Annotated in this window: 18 protein-coding genes and 1 pseudogene; 5 read left to right on the top strand and 14 right to left on the bottom strand. The window is 65.1% G+C overall.

All coding sequences use genetic code 11. From position 1 onward, the window contains the following. Window positions 1-6: 6 nt before the first annotated feature. The 4 genes and pseudogenes from M4J39_RS11025 to M4J39_RS11010 form a co-directional block, all read right to left on the bottom strand. Window positions 7-789: an ABC transporter permease gene (locus M4J39_RS11025; RefSeq protein WP_251727887.1), complete on the bottom strand. Its 783-nt coding sequence runs from the start codon at window positions 787-789 to the stop codon at window positions 7-9. Further along, window positions 786-1,607, bottom strand: a pseudogene (locus tag M4J39_RS11020) (ABC transporter permease); the annotation flags it as partial. The pseudogene M4J39_RS11020 and the gene M4J39_RS11025, both read right to left, overlap by 4 nt. A gap of 165 nt (window positions 1,608-1,772) precedes the next feature. Next, complete coding sequence (locus M4J39_RS11015) at window positions 1,773-2,795, bottom strand: ABC transporter substrate-binding protein (protein ID WP_251727988.1); 1,023 nt, start codon at window positions 2,793-2,795, stop codon at window positions 1,773-1,775. A 351-nt stretch (window positions 2,796-3,146) separates the two neighbouring features. Further along, window positions 3,147-4,088, bottom strand: a complete 942-nt coding sequence (locus tag M4J39_RS11010; protein ID WP_251727886.1) for a glyoxylate/hydroxypyruvate reductase A — start codon at window positions 4,086-4,088, stop codon at window positions 3,147-3,149. Window positions 4,089-4,272: 184 nt separating this feature from the next. Here M4J39_RS11010 and def point away from each other — a divergent pair, with 184 nt between their 5' ends. From def to truA, 3 genes are all read left to right on the top strand, one after another. Further along, on the top strand, window positions 4,273-4,791 hold the full coding sequence (gene def, locus M4J39_RS11005) for a peptide deformylase (RefSeq protein WP_251727885.1): 519 nt from the start codon (window positions 4,273-4,275) through the stop codon (window positions 4,789-4,791). 164 nt (window positions 4,792-4,955) lie between these two features. Next, window positions 4,956-5,888, top strand: a complete 933-nt coding sequence (gene fmt / locus M4J39_RS11000; protein WP_251727884.1) for a methionyl-tRNA formyltransferase — start codon at window positions 4,956-4,958, stop codon at window positions 5,886-5,888. A 5-nt stretch (window positions 5,889-5,893) separates the two neighbouring features. Then, a complete protein-coding gene (gene truA, locus M4J39_RS10995; protein ID WP_251727883.1) occupies window positions 5,894-6,631 on the top strand; it encodes a tRNA pseudouridine(38-40) synthase TruA in 738 nt (245 codons plus the stop codon). A 55-nt stretch (window positions 6,632-6,686) separates the two neighbouring features. Here the strand turns inward: truA and M4J39_RS10990 are convergent, their stop codons facing one another. Next, complete coding sequence (locus tag M4J39_RS10990; RefSeq protein ID WP_251727882.1) at window positions 6,687-8,261, bottom strand: glucan biosynthesis protein; 1,575 nt, start codon at window positions 8,259-8,261, stop codon at window positions 6,687-6,689. Between the two features lie 126 nt (window positions 8,262-8,387). Here M4J39_RS10990 and M4J39_RS10985 point away from each other — a divergent pair, with 126 nt between their 5' ends. Together M4J39_RS10985 and glgB are read left to right on the top strand one after the other, a co-directional pair. Further along, on the top strand, window positions 8,388-10,583 hold the full coding sequence (locus tag M4J39_RS10985; RefSeq protein ID WP_251727881.1) for an ATP-dependent RecD-like DNA helicase: 2,196 nt from the start codon (window positions 8,388-8,390) through the stop codon (window positions 10,581-10,583). 180 nt (window positions 10,584-10,763) lie between these two features. Then, window positions 10,764-13,010: a 1,4-alpha-glucan branching protein GlgB gene (gene glgB / locus M4J39_RS10980; RefSeq protein ID WP_251727880.1), complete on the top strand. Its 2,247-nt coding sequence runs from the start codon at window positions 10,764-10,766 to the stop codon at window positions 13,008-13,010. Window positions 13,011-13,042: 32 nt separating this feature from the next. On the opposite strand, the gene dapE is transcribed toward glgB, so the two are convergent. The 9 genes from dapE to rpmH form a co-directional block, all read right to left on the bottom strand. After that, window positions 13,043-14,230, bottom strand: coding sequence for a succinyl-diaminopimelate desuccinylase (gene dapE / locus M4J39_RS10975; protein ID WP_251727879.1), 1,188 nt, complete (start codon window positions 14,228-14,230; stop codon window positions 13,043-13,045). 72 nt (window positions 14,231-14,302) lie between these two features. Next, window positions 14,303-15,166, bottom strand: a complete 864-nt coding sequence (gene dapD, locus M4J39_RS10970) for a 2,3,4,5-tetrahydropyridine-2,6-dicarboxylate N-succinyltransferase (protein ID WP_251727878.1) — start codon at window positions 15,164-15,166, stop codon at window positions 14,303-14,305. 311 nt (window positions 15,167-15,477) lie between these two features. Beyond that, window positions 15,478-17,286, bottom strand: coding sequence for a DEAD/DEAH box helicase (locus tag M4J39_RS10965; RefSeq protein ID WP_251727877.1), 1,809 nt, complete (start codon window positions 17,284-17,286; stop codon window positions 15,478-15,480). Between the two features lie 115 nt (window positions 17,287-17,401). Next, on the bottom strand, window positions 17,402-18,097 hold the full coding sequence (locus M4J39_RS10960) for a pyrimidine 5'-nucleotidase (protein ID WP_251727876.1): 696 nt from the start codon (window positions 18,095-18,097) through the stop codon (window positions 17,402-17,404). Continuing rightward, the gene (gene argB, locus M4J39_RS10955; RefSeq protein WP_251727875.1) at window positions 18,097-19,002 is read right to left on the bottom strand and encodes an acetylglutamate kinase; all 906 of its coding nucleotides are present in this window, start codon (window positions 19,000-19,002) and stop codon (window positions 18,097-18,099) included. Before argB ends, M4J39_RS10960 begins: the two co-directional genes overlap by 1 nt. Before the next feature lie 106 nt (window positions 19,003-19,108). Continuing rightward, complete coding sequence (gene yihA, locus M4J39_RS10950; protein ID WP_251727874.1) at window positions 19,109-19,759, bottom strand: ribosome biogenesis GTP-binding protein YihA/YsxC; 651 nt, start codon at window positions 19,757-19,759, stop codon at window positions 19,109-19,111. Between the two features lie 105 nt (window positions 19,760-19,864). Continuing rightward, window positions 19,865-21,670 (bottom strand): membrane protein insertase YidC, encoded by a 1,806-nt coding sequence (gene yidC / locus M4J39_RS10945; protein ID WP_251727873.1) that lies wholly within the window; start codon window positions 21,668-21,670, stop codon window positions 19,865-19,867. Further along, the gene (gene rnpA, locus M4J39_RS10940) at window positions 21,667-22,077 is read right to left on the bottom strand and encodes a ribonuclease P protein component (protein ID WP_251727872.1); all 411 of its coding nucleotides are present in this window, start codon (window positions 22,075-22,077) and stop codon (window positions 21,667-21,669) included. Before rnpA ends, yidC begins: the two co-directional genes overlap by 4 nt. Before the next feature lie 52 nt (window positions 22,078-22,129). Further along, the gene (gene rpmH, locus M4J39_RS10935) at window positions 22,130-22,264 is read right to left on the bottom strand and encodes a 50S ribosomal protein L34 (RefSeq protein WP_026781973.1); all 135 of its coding nucleotides are present in this window, start codon (window positions 22,262-22,264) and stop codon (window positions 22,130-22,132) included. Window positions 22,265-22,552: the final 288 nt, after the last annotated feature.

Here is a 22,552-nt window from a genome sequence, read left to right as displayed (position 1 = left end):
GGCCGGTCAGGGGTGTGCCGCGACCGCGTTGCGGGAAATGACCTGGATGATGCCCATGCAGGCCCAGGTGATCATGAAGGCCATGCAGGCAAGTGCCGCCGGCTCGTAGGCGCGATTGGCGCCGATGAGCTGGAGGTAGGGGCCGAAGGCCGGCCGATTGAGAAGGCTGGCGAAGGTGAACTCGCCGATGACGATGGCAAAGGTCAGGAAGGCGCCCGACAGCATGGCCGACCGAATATTGGGAAGGATGATCCGCCAGATGATGGTGCCGGACGAAGCGCCCAGGCTTTCCGCCGCCTCGGTCAGCGTCCTGACGTCGATGGCGCGAAGACCCGTTTCGATCGAGCGGTACATGTAGGGCAAGGCCAGCGTCACATAGCCGCAGGTCAGCAGGAAGTTGGTGCTGAGCGTCGAGTTGGTGAGCGGCAGGATGCTCGAGGAGTTGTAGAGGCGGAGGTAGCCGAAGACGATGACGATGGCAGGCACCACCAGCGGCAGCAGCGTCACGAATTCGACGAAGGGCCGCAGCTTCCTCAGTCGCAGCTCGACGAAATAGGCCATGGGTACGATGATCGCCATGCCGAAGACGATGGTCACCACCGCGAGACCGACCGAGAAGGTGAAAGACGACTGAAACTGAGGATCGGCCAGCACGACGCGATAGGCTTCGAAGCTGTAGACGCCGCGAAGCTTTCTCAGCGAGAACTCGAAGGTGGCTGCGAGCGGCACCACGAAATACAGCGTCCCGATCAGGATGGCGATCCAGTGACCAAGGCGGTTGGTCTTCATTTGAGCCACCTTTCACTGCGCACGCGGAGCAGGATGTAGCAGAGGTTGGAAAGACCGGTGATGACGATCATGCCGAAGGCGATGGCGTAGCCGAGGTTCTGGTCGTGCAGCACGTCGCCGCGGATCTGCGCGTAGAGCAGGATGGTAACGATGTTGAGCGACGAGCCGGTCAGCGCATAGGCCGTGGCGATGGCGCCGAAGGCATTGGCAAAGAGGAGCAGCGCCGCGCCCAGGAAACTCGGCAGCAACACCGGGCCGGCAATGTGTCGCCAGTATTGCCAGTTGGACGCGCCCAGAATGGTGGCGGCCTCGCGCCACTCTTTTCGAAGGCCCTCGATGGCCGGAGTGACGATCAGCACCATGAGCGGGATCTGGAAATAGAGATAGGTGAGCGTCAGCCCCCAGAAGGACAGAAGATTGAAGCCCTGGGCGTAGATGTTGAGACCGAACACCGACGACAGGAACAGCGTGACCAACCCCTGCCGGCCGAGCGTCGCCAGAAAGGCGAAGGCGAGGGGTACGCCGGCAAACTGCGAGGCGACGCCGGAAAAGGTCATGATGGTCGGCCGGATCCAGCGCGGCAGCCCGCCGGATACCGCGGCGTAGGCGATGAAGGCACCGATCGCCGCGCCGATCACCGCCGAGGCGACCGAAACCTTGATGGAGATCCAGTAGGAAGCCAGGATGGTCGGGGTCCAGAGCTTGCCGAGGTTGGCAAGCGTGAAGCCGCCATCGTTGTCCTGAAACGCGCCGACCACCAGAAACAGGGTCGGCAGGATCAGGAACAGCAGGGCGAAGACCATGAAGGGTGTGACGCCGACGACGGCCCAGGGCACGCGCGGGCGGGGAAGACTGGCGGACGAAGCGTTGGAAGCCATGCTGTTTGCTATCCGGATCGGCGATCGCGGAAAACCGCCCTCCGACGCGTGTCGGAGGGCGGTACCGGGATTAGGGGCAGACGGCCTTGAGGGCCGCGCCGGGCCTTACTGAACGTCGGCTCCGACGACGCTGTCCCAGTTCTTGGTAATGGTTTCCTTGTAGGCCGCCTGCTCGTCGAGCGTCGGGAAGATGGCGTTGGCGTAGGCCTCGGCCGGCGGCAGCTTGTCGAGCAGCTCTTGCGGAACCTTGCCGTTCTTGGCGAGGTCGTTGAAGCGGATCGGATGGCAGTAGCCCTTCAGCCAGCCGAGCTGACCTTCATCCGAATAAAGATACTCCATCCACAGCTTGGCGGCATTGGGATGCGGCGCGTAGGCGGAGATCGCCTGGACGTAGACACCGGCGAGCACGCCGGTCTTCGGCACCACGACGTCGATCGGCGGGTTGCCGGCCAGCGTGTCGCGCCAGGAGAGGAGATTGTAGTCCCAGGCGGCGACGATCGGCGTCGTGCCCTGGGCAAGCGAAGCCGACTTGCCGATCACCGGCACGAAGTTGCCCTTGGCGACGACGTCCTTGAAGAAGCCGAGACCAGCCTCGCCCGCCTTGGCAACGTCACCGCCGGAGGTCGACAGACCCGAGGCGAAGACGGCCGAAATGGCCTGCGACGAGGCGCGCGGATCGCCGGCCAGCGCCACGGCATTGGCAAGCTCCGGCTTCAGGAGGTCGGCCCAATCGGCCGGGCTGTCCTTGATGAGGTCCTTGTTGATGCCGAAGGACATGACGCCATAGTAGTCGCCATACCAATAGCCCTCGGCGTCCTTGGCGCTGTCGGGAATGGTATCCCAGGTCGCGACCTTGTAGGGCTGCAGCAGGCCTTCGGCCTTGGCGGACGGACCGAAGCTGAGACCGACGTCAATCACGTCGGGCGCCTGATCGCCGGTGTTGCCCTTGTTGGCCTTGATCGCCTCGATCTCGTCGCCGGAGCCGGCGTCGGGATTGAGCTCGTTGACCTCGAGGCCGTACTTGGCCTTGAAGCCCTCGATGACAGCGCCATAGCCGCACCAATCATGCGGCAGGGCGATGGTGGTCAGCTTGCCTTCGGCCTTGGCAGCGGCGACAAGCTCTTCCATCGAAGCGGCGAATGCCGGCGCGGAAGCGCACAGAACGGCCTGCGCGGCGATGGTCGACGCGAGAAACAGCTTGAAAGACATGACGGTTCCCCTGTTTGCCGGGCGCCCCGGCACCCGGATTTCCCACTCTTCGGCAACGCCTCGCGTCCGCTCCAGCAGGGAAACGGGCAAGGTCTGCGCGTTCTAGATGACGCACCGATCCGGGATGCCGCGAGCGGTCTCAGAAAGGTTCGCCGTCTCCGCGTTCTTCGTTACCTGAGTTATATGACAGTTTGTTGTGCGTGCCGTCAATTCGCCCAGTCCGTTCGGGACGTTGCGTTTTTCGCCGCCTAAAGGCTTTCTTCTTTCCGTTCAGTAGCCTTTGTGACGATCGACGAGATGACGGAGCGGCCGGCCGGCCTCGTAGGCCGCGATCTCGCCTATCACATAACGGCTGAGCGCCACCGGATCGCTTTCGGCCGCGACATGAGGCGTCAGGAAGAGATTGGGCGTCTGCCAGAGCGGACTTTCGGGCGGCAATGGTTCGGTGGCGAAGACATCGAGGCTGGCGCCCTTCACCCGACCATCACGCAGGGCTTCGACGAGGTCCGCTTCCACCAGCGACCGGCCGCGACCGGCGTTGAGAATGACCGGGCCGCCAAGTGGGCCATCCTTGGCCAGCGCGTCGATGACGGCGCGATCGATCAGGCTCTCCGTCTCCGCCGTCAGCGGCAGCAGCGACACGAGCATGTCCGTGCGAGCAAGGAAGGGCGCAAGCCCGTCCTTGCCATGGAAGCAATCGACGCCATCCACCCGCTTTTCGGTCCGACTCCAACCGGCAACCTGAAAGCCAAGTGCCAGCAGGGCCTGGGCGGCATCCCGCCCCAGCTCACCCAGCCCCATGATACCGACACGCACGGCCCCGGCAGCCCACTGACGGAGCGGCTTCCAGCTGCCAGCTGCCTGCGCCGCCGCATAGTGCAGATGGCGGCGGTGATGCAGGAGGACGTTGAGCACGACCCACTCGGTCATTCTGCCGGTGAGATCGGGATCGACGATGCGGACGACCGGAAGATCCGGGAGGTCGGGATCTGTGGTGAGGTGATCGACGCCGGCCCCCAGCGAGAAGATCGCCTCGAGCTTGGGAAGCGTCTTGAGATAGCCGGGTTCCGGCTTCCAGACGAGGGCATAACGGACGCTGTCCGGATCGAACTCGTCGCCGGGCAGCACGACCGCTCTATCAGGCGCAGCCTCCCGCAGGGCGTGAATCCAGTGATCGGGCTTCCAGCCTCGAACGGCGACAAGAATGGTCATGATGATTCCCGGGTGAAGAAGGGCAGATCACCTTGCCCGGCCCGGACGCAGGAAGACAAGCCATGTCCGGTTCGCAAGCCCGCTCGAAGAGCCGTGCGCTTACCAGAAGACGCTGCAGGACGTTCCGAGAATCCCCGGATAGTCGCTATTGACGGCAATAGCGGCCATGCGTATCTGACTTTTCATGTCAACACGCCCCCTTGTCATTCTTCCCGCCCCGCAGCTCCGCCTGACTTCGGCGCCCATCGCCCGCGTCGACGATGGCGTTCGCAAGCTCGCCGAAGACATGCTCGAAACCATGTACGCCGCGCCTGGCATCGGGCTCGCCGCCGTGCAGGTTGGCGAGATGAACCGCCTCATCACCATTGACGTCTCGCACGATGAGAACGCCAAGGAGCCGCGCGTCTTCATCAATCCGGAAATTCTTTGGAAGTCCGAGGACCTGTCGGTCTACGAAGAAGGTTGCCTGTCCATTCCCGATTATTACGAGGAAGTCGAACGGCCGGCCAAGATCCGTGTCCGCTACACGAACCTCGCCGGAGAGCCGGAGGAGCTGGAAGCCGACGGTCTGCTCGCCACCTGTCTGCAGCACGAAATCGACCATCTCGACGGCGTTCTCTTCATCGACCACATCTCCAAGCTGAAGCGCGACCGCGTCACCAAGAAGTTCGCCAAGGCGGCCAAGGAAAAGGCGAGAATCTAGCCAGCCTCAATCGCCGGCAGGGCTCCACCCCTTGGCTTTCGCGCTCCGCGCGGGCGCCGCTTGGCGCCGGAAGCCGCTTTCGCGGCTTCACGCGGTCCCCAATGCTTGACGTCGCCATCCGCATGGTATGAAACGCCGGGCAGAACAACTGCCGCAGGATCGCCATGCCGCTCAAGGTCGTCTTCATGGGAACGCCCGACTTCTCGGTGCCGGTGCTCGACGCCATCGTCGGAGCGGGACACGAGGTCGTGGCTGCCTATACGCGCGCTCCGAAGCCGGCCGGACGTGGCATGGAGCTGCGCCGCTCTCCGGTGCATGCGCGCGCCGACGCGCTGGGCATCCCGGTGCTGACACCGAAGACGCTGAGAAACGAGGAGGCTCAGGCCACCTTCGCCTCACACGGCGCCGACGTCGCGGTGGTCGTCGCCTATGGCCTCATCCTGCCGAAGCCCGTGCTCGACGCGCCTCGCTTCCATTGCCTCAACCTTCATGCCTCCCTGCTGCCGCGCTGGCGCGGCGCGGCTCCGATCAACCGTGCCGTCATGGCCGGTGATCCGGAGTCCGGCGTCATGGTCATGAAGATGGAAGAGGGGCTCGACACGGGCCCGGTGGCGCTGACCGCTCGTGTCGTCATCGGACCGAACATGACTGCCGGCGAGCTGCATGACGCCCTGTCGCCGACGGGCGCCGCCTTGATGGCCGAGGCCCTCGCTAAGATCGAGGATGGCTCGATCTCGTTCACCCCTCAGGGCGACGACGGCGTCACCTACGCGTCCAAGATCACCAACGAGGAGACCCGTGTCGACTGGCGGCTGACAGCCGCGGCGGTGCACGACCATGTGCGCGGTCTTTCGCCCTTCCCCGGCGCCTGGTTCGCCGCCGATCTCGGCAAGGGCGAGGAGCGGGTGAAACTCCTCCGGAGCGAGAGGGCTGCGGGAACGGGCCAGCCCGGAGTGCTGCTGTCCACCGATGGTGTCATCGCCTGCGGCGAAGGCGCGGTACGTCTCGTTAAAGTCCAGCGGGCCGGCTCCAAGGCGATGTCCTTCGCCGACTTCGCACGCGGCGCGCGCCTTGCACCCGGTTTCAGGTTCGGCTGACCGCCATGCCGCGCTACCGAATGCTCATCGAATATGACGGCACCGCCTTTTCCGGCTGGCAATCGCAGGCCGAAGGGACCGGCGTTCAGGACTACCTGCAGCGGGCGATCTTCGGGTTCGCCGGCGAAAGGGTTGTTCTCAAGGGTGCCGGCCGTACCGATGCCGGCGTTCACGCGCTCGGCCAGGTCTGTCATTTCGACATCGGCAAGACGCTGCGCACCGATACCATACGCGATGCCGGCAACGTTCACCTGAGGCCGCACGCCATCACCATCGTGTCCGCCGAAGAGGTGCCGGAGAGTTTCGACGCTCGCTTTTCGGCGGTGAAACGTCACTATCGGTATCGCGTCTTCGCACGACGGGCACCGCCGACGCTGGAGCGCCACCTCGTCTGGCACGTCCACGTACCGCTCGACGTCGAGCGCATGGCGGATGCCGCCAAGGTCTTGCTCGGTCGGCACGACTTCACCACCTTTCGTTCTTCGGACTGCCAGTCGAAGAGTCCGGTCAAGACGCTCGACCAGCTCGATGTCGTCGAAGCGGATGGCGAGATTCACTTCCTGGTTTCGGCGCGCTCGTTCCTGCACAATCAGGTGCGGTCAATGGTCGGGGGGCTCAGGAAAGTCGGCGATGGCCGCTGGACGACGGCCGACCTCAAGGTCTCGCTGGATGCCGCCGATCGCCGCGCCTGCGCACCCGTGGCCCCGCCTGAGGGGCTCTGCCTGATGCGGGTCGACTACTGAGGAAAAGGGCGGGAAGTTTCCTCCCCGCCCCATCGAAATCAACCGCTCGCCCGGATCACTTCGGCCAGACGAAGGTGGTCGGCAGATGTTGGTAGAGCCAGGTTTCGGTCAGCGTCTTGTCGCCGGCGCGAAGGTAGAGACGCATGTCCACCGGGTTGGGGCCGTCGCCCTTGAAATCGAACACGGCCCGCCAGCGCGTGGTGCCCACCACCGGCAGCGTGTAAACGCCCGAAATGGAGCCGGACGACGCCGACACGACCGCCTCGACGCCCGACGACTGGTCATAGGTACCGAGGTCGCCACCGTCGAAATCGATCACATATTTGACGACACCGGCGGGACGCGTCTGGCCGGGAACGCCGCCAAAGCCGAGGCGCGTCGAGTAGACGCGGCCGACCGGCGCCGGGTTCGGCTCATCGACGCCCCAAGTCAGGCGATAGTCGAAGGCGATCTCGCTGCCCTTTATGGCCGGGGCCGCTGGCAGCCAGTAGGCGACGATATTGTCATGGATCTCGTCGTCGGTGGCAATCTCGACGAGTTGCACGGCGCCGTCGCCCCACTCGCCCTTCGGCTCGACCCATACCGTCGACCGCTTCTCGTAGAAGACGCCGTCGTCCTGATAGTTCTCGAAAGAGCGGTCGCGCTGGCAAAGGCCGAAGCCCTTGACGTTCTTGTCGACGAATGTCGAGGTCATGACGTTGACCGGATTGTTGAGCGGACGCCAGACGCGTTCGCCGGCACCGTTCCAGATCGACAAGCCGTCGGAGTCGTGGATTTCCGGCCGCCAGTCGGGTGCCCGCTGACGGTTGGTCTCGTCGTACCAGAACATGGAAGTCAACGCCGCCACGCCGAAGCGGGCGATATCCTCGCGCGGATAGAAGCGCACCGCCATGTCCATGATGACGGTCCGGTCCTCGGCGCGGCTGACATCCCAGCGAACGGCGCCGGAAACGCGCGGTCCCTCGAGGTCCGCATAGATGGCGAACTGTCCGCCCTTGGAAGCGCCGAAATAGAAGTTGGTGAAGCGCGGGAACTCCTCGGGCGTGGGCATGGCCACGTCGATGGCCAACGCACGAGCGGACAGCCCGTATTGATCGAGCGCGCCGGACGAGCGGAAATAGGCGGCGCCGAGGAAGGCCAGCCAATCGCGCTGACCTGTCTCGTCCATGACGCGGAAGCCGGCGAACCCGATATCGCCGGGCAGGCTGGACGCCGGATTGCCCTGGGGGATGTCGAAGTAATCAGGCGAATAGAGGACTTCCTGCGCCTTGTCGCCGTCGACGAGATAGATGCCGACCGGCAGCTTGAAGTAGCGGCCAAGGTGGAAGAAGCGCAGCGGCGCCTTGCCGCCGGCCGCCTGAACGGTGTGATCGTCCTTGAACTTGATCTGCCAGTGCCTGTCGTAATCGATGGCCTCCAGCGCCTCGAAGGCGCGCGGCACCTCCGGCACGTACGCGGCGGCGGCCCGTTCCTTGGCAGCCGTCATCAGCTTGCTGAAGGAGAAGGGCCTCGGCTTGCCGAGCCTGGTCGACGCCTCGACGGCGCGAGCCTCGGTTGCGGATAGGCTCGGAACGAGCCCGAGGGCGGCCAGCATGGCCAGGAGGTCACGGCGGGTAAGCTCGGACGACATGAGAGGGATACACTCCGACGAAGTTCCGCGCTTTGGCCGGCTGCTGCCGGAACAAGGCGCGACGGGCGCATACATAGACCGATCAAGGCTCGACGAACAGTAGGCGAACACTGCATAACTGATGCGATGATTGATGATTCCCGACCATCCCCGCCTCCGGCCGACCGCCTGTTCGAGCGTCTCGCCGGCACGGTGGAGCGTGTGACCTTCCACAACGAGGAAAACGGCTTCTCGGTGTTGAGGGTGCGTGTGCGCGGTCGCAAGGATCCGGTGGCGGTCGTCGGCCATGTCCCGACCGTCGCGGCCGGCGAGAAGATCGATGCCGAGGGCCAGTGGATGACCGACAAGGTCCATGGCCTGCAGTTCCGCGCCGACCGTATCGAGACGAACGAACCGACGGGCAAGGACGCCGTGATCCGCTTCCTTGGATCGGGCCTGATTTCCGGCGTGGGACCGGCGATGGCCGAACGTATCGTGCAGGTGTTCGGAGCCAAGGCGCTCGATGTCATCGAGAACGAGCCGATGCGGCTCGTCACCGTGCCCGGCCTCGGCAAGCAGACAGCCGCCCGCATCGCCGAGAGCTATCGCGAGCGCAAGGCGGTCAAGGACGTGATGATCGCCTTCCAGGACAAGGGCATCGGCACCGCGCGCGCCGTGGCCATCTGGAAGGTGCTGGGACCGGAAGCGGTGAAGCTGGTCGAGGAGGATCCCTATCGGCTCGCCCGCGAGGTGCGCGGCATCGGATTTGCCGGCGCCGACGAGATCGCCGAGAAATTCGGCATCGACCGCGCAGCGCCGGAGCGCATCAGGGCCGGCATCGCCCATGCCATCGAAGACGCGGCGGACGACGGCCATACGGTCGTACCGCGCGTCGACGTGCTGGAGCGTGCCGAACGGTTGCTGGGCGTCGACGCCGACGCCGTATCGGCCGAAGTGGAGGGGGCGATCGCCCAGGGCGATGTCGAGACCTTCGACATCGACGGGACCGCGTTTCTGGCCGTTCGCCGCCTAGCCCGCTTCGAGCGCTCCGTTGCCAGCCGCTTGAAGGCGCTGTCCGAAGGGCGCCCGCCTTGGGGCAAGATCGACGTCGACGCAGCCGTCGAGCGGTTCGAAACGCGGAAGGGCATGAAGCTCAGCCCATCGCAGCGCGACGCGCTGGCGCTGGTTGCCGGCGCGAAGGTTTCGGTGATCACCGGCGGCCCCGGCGTCGGCAAGACGACACTGCTCGAAGCCCTGCTCGCCACCATTTCCACCGCAAAGCTGACGGTGGCGCTCGCCGCTCCGACCGGCCGCGCCGCTCGCCGCATGGCCGAACAGGCCGGCCGCGAGGCCAAGACGATCCATCGCCTCCTGGAAATCGATCCGACGACCGGCGGCTTCAAGCGTTCGGCGTCCGAACCGCTGGAAGCCGACGTGGTGGTGATCGACGAGACGTCGATGGTCGATGTGCCACTGATGGCTGCGCTCGTCGAGGCCGTGCCGCTCAACGCGGCGTTGATCCTGATCGGAGACGTCGACCAGCTGCCGTCCGTCGGGCCGGGCCAGGTCCTCGCCGACATCATCGCCTCCGGCCTGGTGCCCGTCGCCCGTCTGACGGAGATCTTCCGGCAGGCCGAGGAAAGCCGGATCATCGTCAACGCCCACCGCATCAACCGCGGCGAATGGCCCGAGCCGCCGCCCTCCGGCGAGCTTGCCGACTTCTACGTCATCGAGGCGCGCGGGGCCGACGATGCGCTCGCCAAGATCCTGGAGGTGGTGGGCAACCGCATTCCGCGCCGCTTCGGTCTCGATGCGATGCGCGACGTGCAGGTGATCACGCCGATGCAGAAGGGCATCTGTGGCGCCCGCAACCTCAACGATCGCCTCGCCGAACTCCTGAACGGCGCCCCGCTCGACCGCGTCGAGCGCTTCGGCCAGACCTACGCCACCGGCGACAAGGTGATGCAGATCGAGAATGACTACGATCGCGACGTGTTCAACGGCGACCTCGGCATTCTCAAACGCATCCGCCCAAAGGAAGACGAGATCGTCGTTTCCTTCGATGGTCGCGAAGTGAAATACGCCCCCGAAGACCTCGAGGCGTTGACGCGGGCCTATGCGATAACCATCCACAAGAGCCAGGGGTCGGAGTATCCGGCGGTGGTCATTCCACTGCTGCGCGATCACGCCATCATGCTGGCGCGCAACCTTCTCTACACGGCGGCGACGCGCGGCCGGCAGCTGGTCGTGCTGGTGGCTGAACCAAGGGCGCTCGAGATGGCGCTCTCCGGCGATCGGATTCGCCGCCGCTTCACCCGTCTGAAGTCCATGCTGACGGGCTGATCCGCCCCTTCAGGCGCAAGATTCCTGCCTCGAAATGTCCGTTTCGCCCCGCATCGTTGGACGTCGCGAACGGTCACGGACCATTTCAAACAGTTGCTTCGATTGGTCGGAAAGCCATTTGCCCTCGCCCTGGCTTCCGCGTAACGTCGAGAAATAGCATCGAATTCGGGAGGTGGGTCGATGGTGGATCTCGGGTTGCGTGAGGGGCTGACGGACGGCGCGGTCCGGGCGATCACCGAGGGAACCCATGGCGACCCCTTTGCGCTTCTCGGGCCGCATCGGGTATCCGGCGCGCGCACCGTCATCCGGACCTTCAAGCCGAATGCTCGCGCCATCGCTCTGTTCTCGTCCGACGGACGCAAGCTTGCCGACTTCCAGCACGTGGAGGGCGGCCTGTGGGTTGCCTTCGCACAGGGCGATCCCGGCCTCTATCGCCTTCGGGTCGAGTGGCCGCAAGGCAGCCACGAGGCGGAGGATCCCTATTCCTTCGGGCCGCTTCTCGGCGAGATGGACGTTTATCTGCTCGCCGAGGGCCAGCACCGGCAACTGACCGATGCGCTTGGCGCCGTTGTGACCGAGGTGGGCGGCGTACCGGGCGTGCGCTTCGCCGTCTGGGCGCCCAATGCCCGGCGTGTTTCGGTGGTCGGCAACTTCAACTCCTGGGACGGGCGGCGTCACCCGATGCGCCTTCGGCGTGAATGCGGCGTCTGGGAGCTGTTCCTGCCGCGTCTCCCGATCGGCGAGGCCTACAAGTACGAAATCATCGGCGCCAATGGCGAGCTTCTGACCGACAAGGCCGACCCCGTCGCCCGCCAGTACGAGCTGGCGCCGGCCACGGCATCCATCGTCGCCGATCCCAAGCCGTTCGAGTGGCACGACGCCACCTTCATGCGCAATCGTGCGGCCTTCCAGTCGAAGACCGCGCCATTCTCGGTCTACGAGGTGCATCCCGGCTCCTGGCAACGACCGGACGGCAAGCCCGTTACCTGGCGCTTCCTCGCCGAGCATCTCGTCGCCTACGTCAAGCACATGGGCTTCACCCATATCGAGCTGCTGCCGATCATGGAGCACCCGTTCGGCGGCTCCTGGGGCTACCAGCCGCTGGGGTTGTTCGCGCCCACCGCACGTTATGGGTCCCCGGCCGACTTCGCCCGCTTCGTCGACGCCTGCCACGAGGCGGGCATCGGCGTCATCCTCGACTGGGTGCCGGCGCATTTCCCGACCGACGCCCACGGCCTCGCCCGCTTCGACGGCACGCCGCTCTACGAACATCAAGATCCGCGCGAAGGCTTCCATCAGGACTGGAACACGCTGATCTACAACTTCGGCCGTACCGAAGTGATCGGCTTTCTGGTGGCTTCGGCGCTCGAATGGCTGAAGCGCTTCCACATCGACGGCCTCCGGGTGGACGCCGTGGCGTCCATGCTCTACCGCGATTACTCCCGCCAGCCGGGCGAGTGGATCCCCAACAAGTACGGCGGCCGGGAAAACCTGGAAGCGGTGTCCTTCATCAAGCATCTTAATGGCGTCATCGCCCACGAAGTGCCGGATGCGTTGATGATCGCAGAAGAGTCCACCGCCTGGCCGGGCGTTACCAATGCGCTCGCCGACGGCGGCCTTGGCTTTTCCTACAAGTGGAACATGGGCTGGATGCATGACTCGCTCGACTACTTCTCGCTCGAGCCCATTCACCGCAAGTACCACCACAATCAGCTCACCTTCGCGCTGATGTACGCCTACTCGGAGCGTTTCGTTCTACCGCTCAGCCACGACGAGGTGGTGCATGGCAAGCGCTCGATCTTCGGCCGCATGCCCGGCGACGAATGGCAGCGTTTCGCCAACATACGCTCCTACTACGCCTTCATGTGGACCCACCCCGGCAAGAAGCTGTCCTTCATGGGCAACGAGATCGCCCAGGGGCGGGAGTGGAACCACGACGGCACGATCGACCTGTGGCTGGAGAGTCGGGCAAGCAACCTCGGCGTCCAGCGCCTGATGCGCGACCTCAACACTCTCTATCGGGCCGAGCCGGCGCTGCATGCCCGCGACTTCGATCCGGAAGGCTTCCAGTGGGTGGTGGTGGACGACAACGAGCAGTCGACGCTGGCCTTCATGCGCTGGGGGTTCGAGAAGGATGCCCCCTGCCTCATCGTCGGCAACTTCACGCCGGTGCCGCGATCGGGCTATCGGCTGGGAGTGCCGCGCGCTGGCCTCTGGCGCGAGGTGTTCAACTCCGATGCCGAGATCTACGGCGGCTCCAACATGGGCAACAAGGGGCGGCTTACGGCCAATGAGGTCCCGAGCCATGGCATGGACCACTCCCTCGACCTCACCTTGCCGCCGCTGGCCGTCGTCATTCTGCGCTGGGACGGCGAGGCGCCGGTAGCCGACGAAAAGCCGACGAAGAAAGCCAAGGCGAAGAGCTGAAATTGTCGTCGAAGGGAGGCCGAACGGCCTCCCTATGCCGCGAAGTACCGGTCGAGGAAGGTCCGGTAGATCGCCTTCAGGCGATGAAGATCGTCGAGGGCCACGTTCTCGTCGATCTTGTGCATGGTCTGGCCGACGAGGCCGAATTCGACCACCGGGCAATAATTCTTGATGAAGCGCGCATCCGACGTGCCGCCGGTGGTCGAAAGCTCCGGTCGGCGGCCGGTGACTGCCTCGACCGCGTCAGAAAGGCCACCGATCAACGTGGCGTCGTGGGTCAGGAAGGAAACGGCATTGGTGGGCTCGAACGTCAGTTCGTAATCGAGCGGCGTAGACCGCCCCGTCCGCAAAGGCGCCGTCTCGACGGCGCGCCGAACCCGCGCTGCGATCTCCTCGTGCAGCGCCTCCACCGTCCAGATGTCGTTGAACCGGATGTTGAAGGCGATCTCCACCTCGGCCGGCACGACATTGGTGGCGCGGTTGCCGGTCTCAACCGAAGTGACCTCAAGGTTGGACGGCTGGAAGCGCTCGTTGCCTGCGTCGAATGGTGGGTCCATCAGCGCGGCGATGACAGCCGGCGCGACGCGGAGCGGATTGTCGGCAAGGTGCGGATAGGCGACATGGCCCTGCACGCCCCTGAGCTTGACGAAACCGGACAGCGAACCGCGACGGCCGACCTTCACCATGTCGCCAAGGGCGGCGGGATTGGTCGGCTCGCCGACGATGGCATGACTGAAGCGCTCGCCGCGCCTTGATGCCCAGTCGAGAAGCTTCACGGTGCCGTTGATCGACGGTCCCTCCTCGTCGCCGGTGATCAGGAAGGAGATACGGCCACCGAAGTCGCCACCGTTCTCCTCGACGAAATCTAGAACGGCGGCGGCGAAGGCGGCAATGCCGCCCTTCATGTCCACAGCGCCACGGCCATAAAGCCTGTCGCCGTCAATGTCGCCGGCAAACGGGCCATGGCTCCAGAGCTCCAGCTTGCCGGTCGGCACGACGTCGGTATGACCGGCAAAGGTCAGGTGGCGATTGCCCGCGCCGATGCCGGCGAACAGATTCTCGATATCCGGCGTGCCCTCGTCGGTGAAGACGGGACGGTCCACCGTGAAGCCAGCCGGCGCCAGCAGCCCCTCAAGGAAGGCGAGCGCCCCACCCTCGGCAGGGGTCACCGACGGGCACATCAGGAGATCGCGAGCGATGGCAACGGGATCGTGGGGCATGTCCTCTCCTCGAAACGCAAACGGCCGGCAGTCTCCCGCCGGCCGTCCGAATAGCACGAAACCTGTTGGCGGTCAGTCGCGCAGAAGCTCGTTGATCGACGTCTTGGAGCGGGTCTTGGCGTCGACCTTCTTGACGATGACGGCGCAATAGGTCGACGGGCCCCAGTTCTGGCCGGGCATCGGCTTGCCGGGGATCGAGCCGGAGACCACCACTGAGTAGGGCGGCACCTTACCCATGTGGACCTCGCCGGTGGCGCGGTCGATGATCTTGGTCGACTTGCCGATGAACACGCCCATGGAGATCACCGAACCCTCGCCGACGACGACGCCTTCGACCACCTCGGAACGGGCCCCGATGAAGCAGTCGTCCTCGATGATGGTCGGGCCGGCCTGCATCGGCTCCAGCACGCCGCCGATGCCGACGCCGCCGGACAGGTGAACGTTCTTGCCGATCTGGGCGCAGGAACCGACGGTAACCCAGGTATCGACCATGGTGGCCGTATCGACATAGGCACCAAGGTTGACGAAGGACGGCATCAGGACGGCGCCCGGCGCGATGTAAGCGGAGCGACGGACAATGGCGCCCGGCACGGCGCGGAAGCCGGCGGCCTCGTAGGCGGCGGCATCCATACCTTCAAACTTCGAGGGCACCTTGTCCCACCAGGCAGCGCCGCCGGGTGCGCCCGGGATCAGCGCCGTCGGCGTCAGGCGGAACGACAACAGCACCGCCTTCTTGAGCCACTGGTTGACCACCCACTCGCCATCGATCTTCTCGGCGACGCGCGCCTTGCCGCCATCAAGCAGGTCCAGCGCCGCCTCGACGGCGTCACGCACCTTGCCTTTGGTCTCCTGCGTGACGGAGGCGCGATCCTCCCAGGCGGCATCAAGGGTAGCGACGAGGTCGGCATAGGCGGCCGTGGCGGCAGTCTCGGTCATTGTGATCTCCGAATGGGCCATGCGGGATTGGCATCGGCTTCGTGCTTTAGGGGTTTTGGCCGACGCGCGCAACAAAAGCGACGTGCGCCGACACGCGCCCTCTCACACCTGCCGCCAGTCCGCACAAACATGACACGGCCCCCAGGCGGCTCGCTGAGGTGAAGGAAATCTCCCCCACTTCAAAGCCTTATTGATGCCACCGGAGAACCGCCAGAGAACCGACGATGGCGTCGGCTTCCGAAGCGGCGATCCCCCAACCAAATGCCGGGGGGGCAGATAAGTATTATACCGTGCCCAGCGATACCCCGAGGTCAGCCGGCCTTTCGGACTTTCTTCTTGCCCTTGAAGGGCGCCTTGCCGTCACGCACCTCTTTGTACGGCGGCTTGGCATCGCGCGGCGCGTCCCTGTGGGAAGGCTTGCCGTCACGCGGCGGCTTCGCCTTTCCCTTGGGACGATCGTCCTCGCGCCGTGGCTTGTCCTTGCGGGGACCGGCGGGCGATGCCGCCGGCGGGCCGTCGGCGCGGCTGATGCGAACGTTCTCATCGTTGCCGGCCGCTGCCAGTCGTTCCATGGCGGCGACGCCGCCGGGCGCGACCTCGGCGAAGGTCTCGCCGTCAGCGAGGCGGATCGCCCCGAAATCGCGTCCCTTGAGACCGGACTGGCGACACAGGAACGCCAGCACGCGCTTGACCTCGGCGCCATCGCGACGACCGACCGACAGGCGGAACCAGGCAGACCCAGAGAAATCCACCTTTTCTCGCACCATCGGGCGCTCCGGCGTACCGACGCTGCGAGGCTTCCTGTCGACGGGATCGGTGATCTCCTCTGGCGCCGGCAGTCGCGTACGGGCGAGGCGGATGAAGGCGGCTGCCAGTTCCTCGGCCGTCCGCCCCTCGGCGAGCCGACTTGCGAAGGCAACCTCGTCCTCACTGATTTCCTCGGTCAAAACGGGATCGGCGAGCAACCGCTCTTCGTCGAGCTTGTGAATGGTGTCAGCCGACGGCGCCGCCTCCGAGAACAGCTCGATTCCTGCTCCAGCGAGCAAGCTCTCGGCCCGGCGGCGACGATTCGACGGCACGAGCAGCACCGAAACGCCCTTGCGACCGGCACGGCCGGTGCGGCCGGAGCGATGCAGCAACACCTCGCTGTCATGCGGCAGATCGGCATGGATGACGAGGCCGAGATCGGGAACGTCGAGCCCGCGCGCCGCCACATCGGTGGCGACGCAGACACGGGCGCGTCCGTCGCGCAAAGCCGACAGCGCTTCGTTGCGCTCGCCCTGCCCCATCTCACCCGAGAGAGCCACCACCGAGAAGCCGCGTTCGAGCAGCGCACCGGTGAGCCGTTTCACGCCTTCGCGCGTCCCGCAGAAGACGATGGACGTAGCCGCGTCATGAAAGCGAAGGAGATTGACCACCGCCTTCTCGATCTCGTGGGGAAACACGCGAACGGCGTGATAGTCGATGTCGGCGTGAACCTCGCCATCCTCGGCCACATCGACACGTGTCGCGTCCTTGCGCATGAAGTCGCGAGCAAGTCTGACGATATCGGCCGGCAGTGTGGCAGAGAACAACAGCGTCTGACGGTCGGCCGGCGCGGAGCCCAGAAGTTTCTCCAGATCCTCGCGAAAACCGAGATCGAGCATCTCGTCGGCTTCGTCGAGCACGACGGCCACCACATCGGTCAGGTCGAGATTGCGACGGTCGAGATGGTCGCAAAGGCGGCCGGGCGTACCGACGACGATATGGGCGCCTTGGGCGAGCTGCCGCTGTTCGCGACGAGGGTCCATGCCGCCGACGCAGGAGACGATGCGCGCTCCAGTCTCGCCATAGAGCCAGGCGAGTTCGCGCGCCACCTGAAGCGCGAGTTCGCGAGTGGGGGCAACGACAAGCGCAAGCGGCTTTCCGGCTGGGGCGAAGACCTCGGCCGGGCCGAGGAGACGCTCAGCCAGTGCCATGCCGAAGGCGACAGTCTTGCCGGAGCCTGTGCGGGCAGACACCAGCATGTCGGCGCCGGCGAGTTCCGGCGCTGCGACGGCCGACTGGACGGCGGTGGGATCGGCATAACCACGGGCAGCGAGTGCCCGCGCCAACGCGGGATGAGCTTGTGAAAAGGACATAGGCTTCCTGGGAGGAGCGCGCGAGCAACGGCGAAGGCCGGCACAGCGCGGAAAAACGAAGCCTTCTCATACAGGCGATGGCCGCTTTCCGCCACCCCCGGCGGTGCATGGCTCATCAGCCGGAAAGCGCGTCTGCGACACCGGCAAGGAAGGCGGGTAAGTTGGCCGTAACGAAGTCGGAGACCTGTGGCATCGGTTGCGGTGCCTGACGCCCAACCACGAGGACCGTACGCATGCCGAGGGCTCGCGGCACGGCGAGGTTACGCGGCGAATCCTCGAACATGGCCGCAGCCGCCGGTTCGACGCCAAAACGGTCGAGAAAGGCGGCATAGGTCGCTTCCGCCGGCTTTGGCAGATAGCCGGCATCGGCAATGTCGAACACGCCATCGAACCGGTCGGCGATGGCGAGGCGGGCGAGCGTTTCACTGACATGGGCATGGGTGCCGGACGTCAGGATGAACTTGCGCCCTGGCAGCCGGGACAAGGCCTCGGCCAGCCCCGCATCCGGCGCGAGCGCCGAGCGGTCGACGGCATGAACATCGGCGAGGAACTCCACGGGGTCGACGCCATGTTCCTCCATCAGTCCGCGCAGCGTCGTGCCGTAGCGAGCCGCATAGTTTCTCTGGAGAGCTGCTGCATCTTCTCCGGAAGCGCCTGTCACCCGCGCCGTGTAGGCGCGGATGCGGTGCATCACGGCTTTGAACACGCCGCTTTCCGGCGGATAAAGCGTGTCGTCGAGATCGAAGATCCAGTCCCGAACGCCGGCAAACACCGAGAGCTCTTCGATGGCAGGCAGTTTGTCGGCGGGCATCAGCGGCGGATTATCGTGCCGGCGCCGGTCTCAGTGAAGATCTCCAGAAGAACGGCATGTGCCGTCTTGCCGTTGACGATCACCGCTGCGTCCACACCCCGCTTCAGCGCGTCGAAACAGGTCTCTACCTTGGGGATCATGCCGCCGGAAATGGTGCCATCGGCGATCAGCGCCTGCGCCTCGGCGCGGGTGAGCTGCTTGAGAAGCTGCCCCTCGCGGTTGAGTACGCCCGGCACGTCGGTGAGGAACAGGAGGCGCGCGGCATGCAGCGCGCCGGCGATGGCGCCGGCGAAGGTGTCGGCGTTGACATTGTAGGTCTCGCCATCGACACCCGGGGCGACAGGGGCCACCACGGGGATCAGGTCTTCCTTGGCGACCATATCGAGCACGGCCGGGTTGACCACCTTGGGCTCACCCACAAAGCCCAGATCGATCACCTTTTCGATCTCGCTGTCGGGATCGCGCATGGTGCGCGTCGCCTTCTCGACCGTCAGAAGATTGCCGTCCTTGCCGCAAAGACCGATGGCCCGGCCGCCCTCGGCATTGAGGGCCGAGACGATCTGCTTGTTGATGGAGCCGGCCAGCACCATCTCGACGATTTCCATCGTGGCGCGATCGGTGACACGAAGGCCGTTCTTGAACTCACTCTTGATACCGAGCTTGTCGAGCATCGAACCAATCTGCGGGCCACCGCCATGGACGACGATAGGCTTCATGCCCGACTGCTTCAGAAGCACCACGTCGCGGGCGAAGGCGCGCGCCAAGTCGGGGTCGCCCATGGCATGACCGCCGTATTTGACCACGATGGTCTTGTCGTCATAGCGCTGCATGTAGGGCAGCGCTTCCGAGATGATGCGAGCGCGCGACAGCATCTCTTCGGTGGACTCGGGCGTGGATGGGGTCATGACGGCCTCGCGTCGGTTGGATCGGGTACGCCTATAGCCGATCGGGGGACGAGGCTCAACGGCCGAACAGCAGGCCGCGATGCCCAATGGCCATTGCCGCTAACGCTCAGGCGCCTGCCAGCAACCTGGAAATCGCAGCCTTGAGATCGTCGATGCCGGCGCCCCTCTCGCTGGAGGTGGCCAACACCTCGGGGAAGGCCGCCGGACGTTTGCGGATCCGCTCGGCGGTGTCGGAAAGCACCTTGTCGATGCCGCCCGGCTTCAGCTTGTCGGCCTTCGTGAGCACGATCTGGTAGGAGACGGCCGCCTTGTCGAGCAGCGTCAGCACGTCCTCGTCGTTCTTCTTGAGGCCGTGGCGGGCGTCGATCAGCACGTAGACGCGACGGAGGTTGGGGCGGCCGCGCAGATAATCGCGGATCAAGGCGTTCCAGACATCAACCTTCTCCTTCGGCGCCTCGGCGTAACCATACCCAGGCATGTCGACGAGCAACAGGCCGGCGTCAACCTCTGGCTTGAACAGGTTGAGCTCTTGCGTGCGCCCCGGCGTGTTGGAGGTACGGGCGAGGCCCTGCTGGCCGGTCAGGGCATTGATGAGGCTGGACTTGCCGACGTTGGAGCGTCCGGCGAAGGCGACCTCGATGGTGCCCGCGATCGGCGGCAGGTCGTTTGCCTGCGCCATGCCCCGGACGAAGGTCCAGGGGCGGGCGAACAGGAGGCGCGTCGCCTCGGGATCGATCACAGTGCGGGCTTCTTCCATTACGGAAATCCTGGGCTGTCGACGGCGGGCAACCTCGCCCTCATAACGGAAACGGACCGGCTTGTTGTAGCCGGTCCGCCGATCTTACAAGCTTTGGCAGCCGTTTCAGCCAGCTTTCGGCTTTTTGGCGAAGGTACTTTTCAGATTGTCGAACAGCTCGATCTTGACGCCGTGCTTCTTCATGATCAGCGACTGCTGCAGAATCGACAGCAGGTTGTTCCACGACCAGTAGATGACGAGACCGGCCGGGAAGGACGCCATCATGAAGGTGAAGACGATCGGCATCCAGGTGAACAGCATGGCCTGCGTCGGATCGGGCGGCGCCGGATTGAGCTTCATCTGGACGAACATCGTGATGCCCATGATGATCGGCCAGATGCCGAGCATCAGCATGTGCGGCGGCGTCCAGGGTATCAAACCGAACAGATTGAAGATCGTCGTCGGATCGGCTGCCGACAGGTCGTGGATCCAGCCGAAGAAGGGCGCGTGACGCATTTCGATGGTCACGTAGAGCACCTTATAGAGCGAGAAGAACACCGGGATCTGCACAAGGATGGGCAGGCAGCCGGCCAGCGGGTTGATCTTCTCCCGCTTGTACAGCTCCATGGTCTCCTGCTGCTGCTTGACCTTGTCGTCCGGGTACTTGGCCTTGATGTCGGCCATGGCCGGCTGCAGCATCTTCATCTTGCTCATCGACGCGTAGGACTTGTTGGCGAGCGGGAAGAAGATGGCCTTTACGATCAGGGTGACCAGCAGGATGGCGATACCGAAGTTGCCGACCAGGACATAGAGCCAGTCGATCAGCAGGAACATCGGCTTGGTGATCCAGTAGAACCAGCCCCAGTCGATCAGACGATCGAACTTGACGATGCCGAGGTCCCGTTCATAGGCGTCGACGCGAGCCACCGTCTTGGCGCCGGCGAACAGGCGCGTCTCGGTCGCAGCGGCGCCCCCGGCAGGAACGACCAGCGGGTCGCGAAGATAGTTCGCCTGATAGGTGTCGATGCTGCCGGCGAGAGCCCAGGAGAAGCGGGGTTGGAAGGTAGTGCCCCCCTCGGGGATCAGCGCGGTGGCCCAGTACTTGTCGGTGATGCCAAGCCAGCCGGACGTGACCGGATCGGGCTTCACCCCTTCGCTATCCTTCAGATCGCTATAGGTGGTCTCGGTCAGCCCTTCGTCGCCGAAGACGCCGAGCAGCCCTTCGTGCAGCACCCAGGTTCCCGGCACCTGCGGCGTACCATAACGGGTAACAAGGCCGTAGGGGTAGATGGTGGCGGCGGAACCGGATGCGTTGGCGACGCTGTCCTTCACCGTGAACATGGAATGGGAGTCGACGGAAATCTCGCGGGTGAAAACGAGCCCGGCGCCGTTATCCCAGGTCAGCGTCACCGGAGTCGAAGGAGTCAGGCGGGCGCCATCGGGCGCGGTCCACACGGTTTCGGCGCCCGGCAGCTTCACGCCGGTTCCGGCAGGGCCCATGAAGCCAAACTCGGCGTAATAGGCGTGGTCGGTCCCGAAGGGATTGAGCAGCTTCACAAGCGACGAGTCGGGCTCGATGGTTTCGCGATAAAGCTTCAGCGAGAGATCATCGATGCGGGCGCCGGCAAGGCTGATCGAGCCTACGAGTTCCGGCGTGTCGATCGCCACGCGCGGGCTTCTGGCAAGCGCCTCCTCGCGGGAGACGAAAGCTGCGGTGGTATTGAGACCGACCGTCGGCGCCGCGCCATCGGTCGCAGCGCCCTCGGCGTTGCCGTCGGCCTGAGCCATGGTGGCCTGGCCGTCCTGCTGCTGAGCCGCCTGCTGGGCGATCTGCGCCTTCTCCATCTGCGGGCCGGCGACGAAATACTGCCAGCCGAGCAGCACGGCCAGCGACAGCGCAATGGCCAGGATCATGTTGCGGTTTTCGGTCATGGACCTTTTTCTTCCTCGCTCGGCGCCGGCTTCAGCGCCTCCTTGCCGCCGCGCGGCCCCGTCTTCCCGGAGGCCGCAGCGCGAACGGCGCCGACCACTTCGGCAACCAGATCGGAAAATGGCATCTCAAGTGCGGGACGACGGCCAACCAGCACGAAATCGCGCCCAGGATCGGCGGCCGCGGCACCGGCGAGTCGTACCGCCTCCTTGAGACGGCGCCGGATGCGGTTGCGCACCACGGCATTTCCCATCTTCTTGGTCACCGTGAAGCCGAAGCGGGCGTCCGCCCCGGCGTCTTCCCCCGCCACATCGGAGCGGCGGAGTGATTGCAGCAAAAAGCCGCGCCGGGGCGTTCTGGCACCCCGGGCGACTTTCACGTAGTCTTTTCGCTTCTTCAGCCGCTGCATGTCAGGCGCCTCGCGAGCCAGACGGCCGGCGTCCGCCATGGACGAGGGCCGATTACGCCGACAGACGCTTGCGCCCCTGGGCCCGGCGGCGGGCGATCACCTTGCGACCACCGGCGGTGGCCATGCGCGCACGGAAGCCGTGGCGGCGCTTGCGAATGAGCTTGGACGGCTGATAAGTCCGCTTCATGGTCGTTTGCCCGCCTGGCGGGCCCCTCGTTCTCTAGGCTCTCCGGCCTCGTCGTGTCTTGCACGACGTCTTCGGACAGCTCTTGTGTCTCAACAGGGAAATCGGCCACGGCACATGCGGCCAAGCCGGCCGAAAGACCGGTGGCGCCCTTCCGATCGGAGGGGCTTATACGGGACGGACGGAGGATCGTCAACGCATCAATGCCAAGCAAACCGCAGCGGGACCGCCCGTTCGCGAACCATTTCGACGACTACTGACAGCTGCGGGCACTCCACCGCGCTAGGATAT

The organism is Pleomorphomonas sp. NRK KF1, assembly GCF_023721755.1.
Classification (GTDB): domain Bacteria; phylum Pseudomonadota; class Alphaproteobacteria; order Rhizobiales; family Pleomorphomonadaceae; genus Pleomorphomonas.
Note: the sequence above shows the minus strand (reverse complement) of the source record. Positions and strands in the feature narration are given on the sequence as shown.

Excerpts from the sequence above, each read along its gene's own strand:
- M4J39_RS11025 (WP_251727887.1), bottom strand. The coding sequence starts at position 789 with ATGAAGACCAACCGCCTTGGTCACTGGATCGCCATCCTGATCGGGACG.
- M4J39_RS11015 (WP_251727988.1), bottom strand. The coding sequence starts at position 2,795 with ATGGAAGAGCTTGTCGCCGCTGCCAAGGCCGAAGGCAAGCTGACCACC.
- M4J39_RS11010 (WP_251727886.1), bottom strand. The coding sequence starts at position 4,088 with ATGACCATTCTTGTCGCCGTTCGAGGCTGGAAGCCCGATCACTGGATT.
- def (WP_251727885.1), top strand. The coding sequence starts at position 4,273 with ATGTCAACACGCCCCCTTGTCATTCTTCCCGCCCCGCAGCTCCGCCTG.
- fmt (WP_251727884.1), top strand. The coding sequence starts at position 4,956 with ATGCCGCTCAAGGTCGTCTTCATGGGAACGCCCGACTTCTCGGTGCCG.
- truA (WP_251727883.1), top strand. The coding sequence starts at position 5,894 with ATGCCGCGCTACCGAATGCTCATCGAATATGACGGCACCGCCTTTTCC.
- M4J39_RS10990 (WP_251727882.1), bottom strand. The coding sequence starts at position 8,261 with ATGTCGTCCGAGCTTACCCGCCGTGACCTCCTGGCCATGCTGGCCGCC.
- M4J39_RS10985 (WP_251727881.1), top strand. The coding sequence starts at position 8,388 with ATGATTGATGATTCCCGACCATCCCCGCCTCCGGCCGACCGCCTGTTC.
- glgB (WP_251727880.1), top strand. The coding sequence starts at position 10,764 with ATGGTGGATCTCGGGTTGCGTGAGGGGCTGACGGACGGCGCGGTCCGG.
- dapE (WP_251727879.1), bottom strand. The coding sequence starts at position 14,230 with ATGCCCCACGATCCCGTTGCCATCGCTCGCGATCTCCTGATGTGCCCG.
- dapD (WP_251727878.1), bottom strand. The coding sequence starts at position 15,166 with ATGACCGAGACTGCCGCCACGGCCGCCTATGCCGACCTCGTCGCTACC.
- M4J39_RS10965 (WP_251727877.1), bottom strand. The coding sequence starts at position 17,286 with ATGTCCTTTTCACAAGCTCATCCCGCGTTGGCGCGGGCACTCGCTGCC.
- M4J39_RS10960 (WP_251727876.1), bottom strand. The coding sequence starts at position 18,097 with ATGCCCGCCGACAAACTGCCTGCCATCGAAGAGCTCTCGGTGTTTGCC.
- argB (WP_251727875.1), bottom strand. The coding sequence starts at position 19,002 with ATGACCCCATCCACGCCCGAGTCCACCGAAGAGATGCTGTCGCGCGCT.
- yihA (WP_251727874.1), bottom strand. The coding sequence starts at position 19,759 with ATGGAAGAAGCCCGCACTGTGATCGATCCCGAGGCGACGCGCCTCCTG.
- yidC (WP_251727873.1), bottom strand. The coding sequence starts at position 21,670 with ATGACCGAAAACCGCAACATGATCCTGGCCATTGCGCTGTCGCTGGCC.
- rnpA (WP_251727872.1), bottom strand. The coding sequence starts at position 22,077 with ATGCAGCGGCTGAAGAAGCGAAAAGACTACGTGAAAGTCGCCCGGGGT.
- rpmH (WP_026781973.1), bottom strand. The coding sequence starts at position 22,264 with ATGAAGCGGACTTATCAGCCGTCCAAGCTCATTCGCAAGCGCCGCCAC.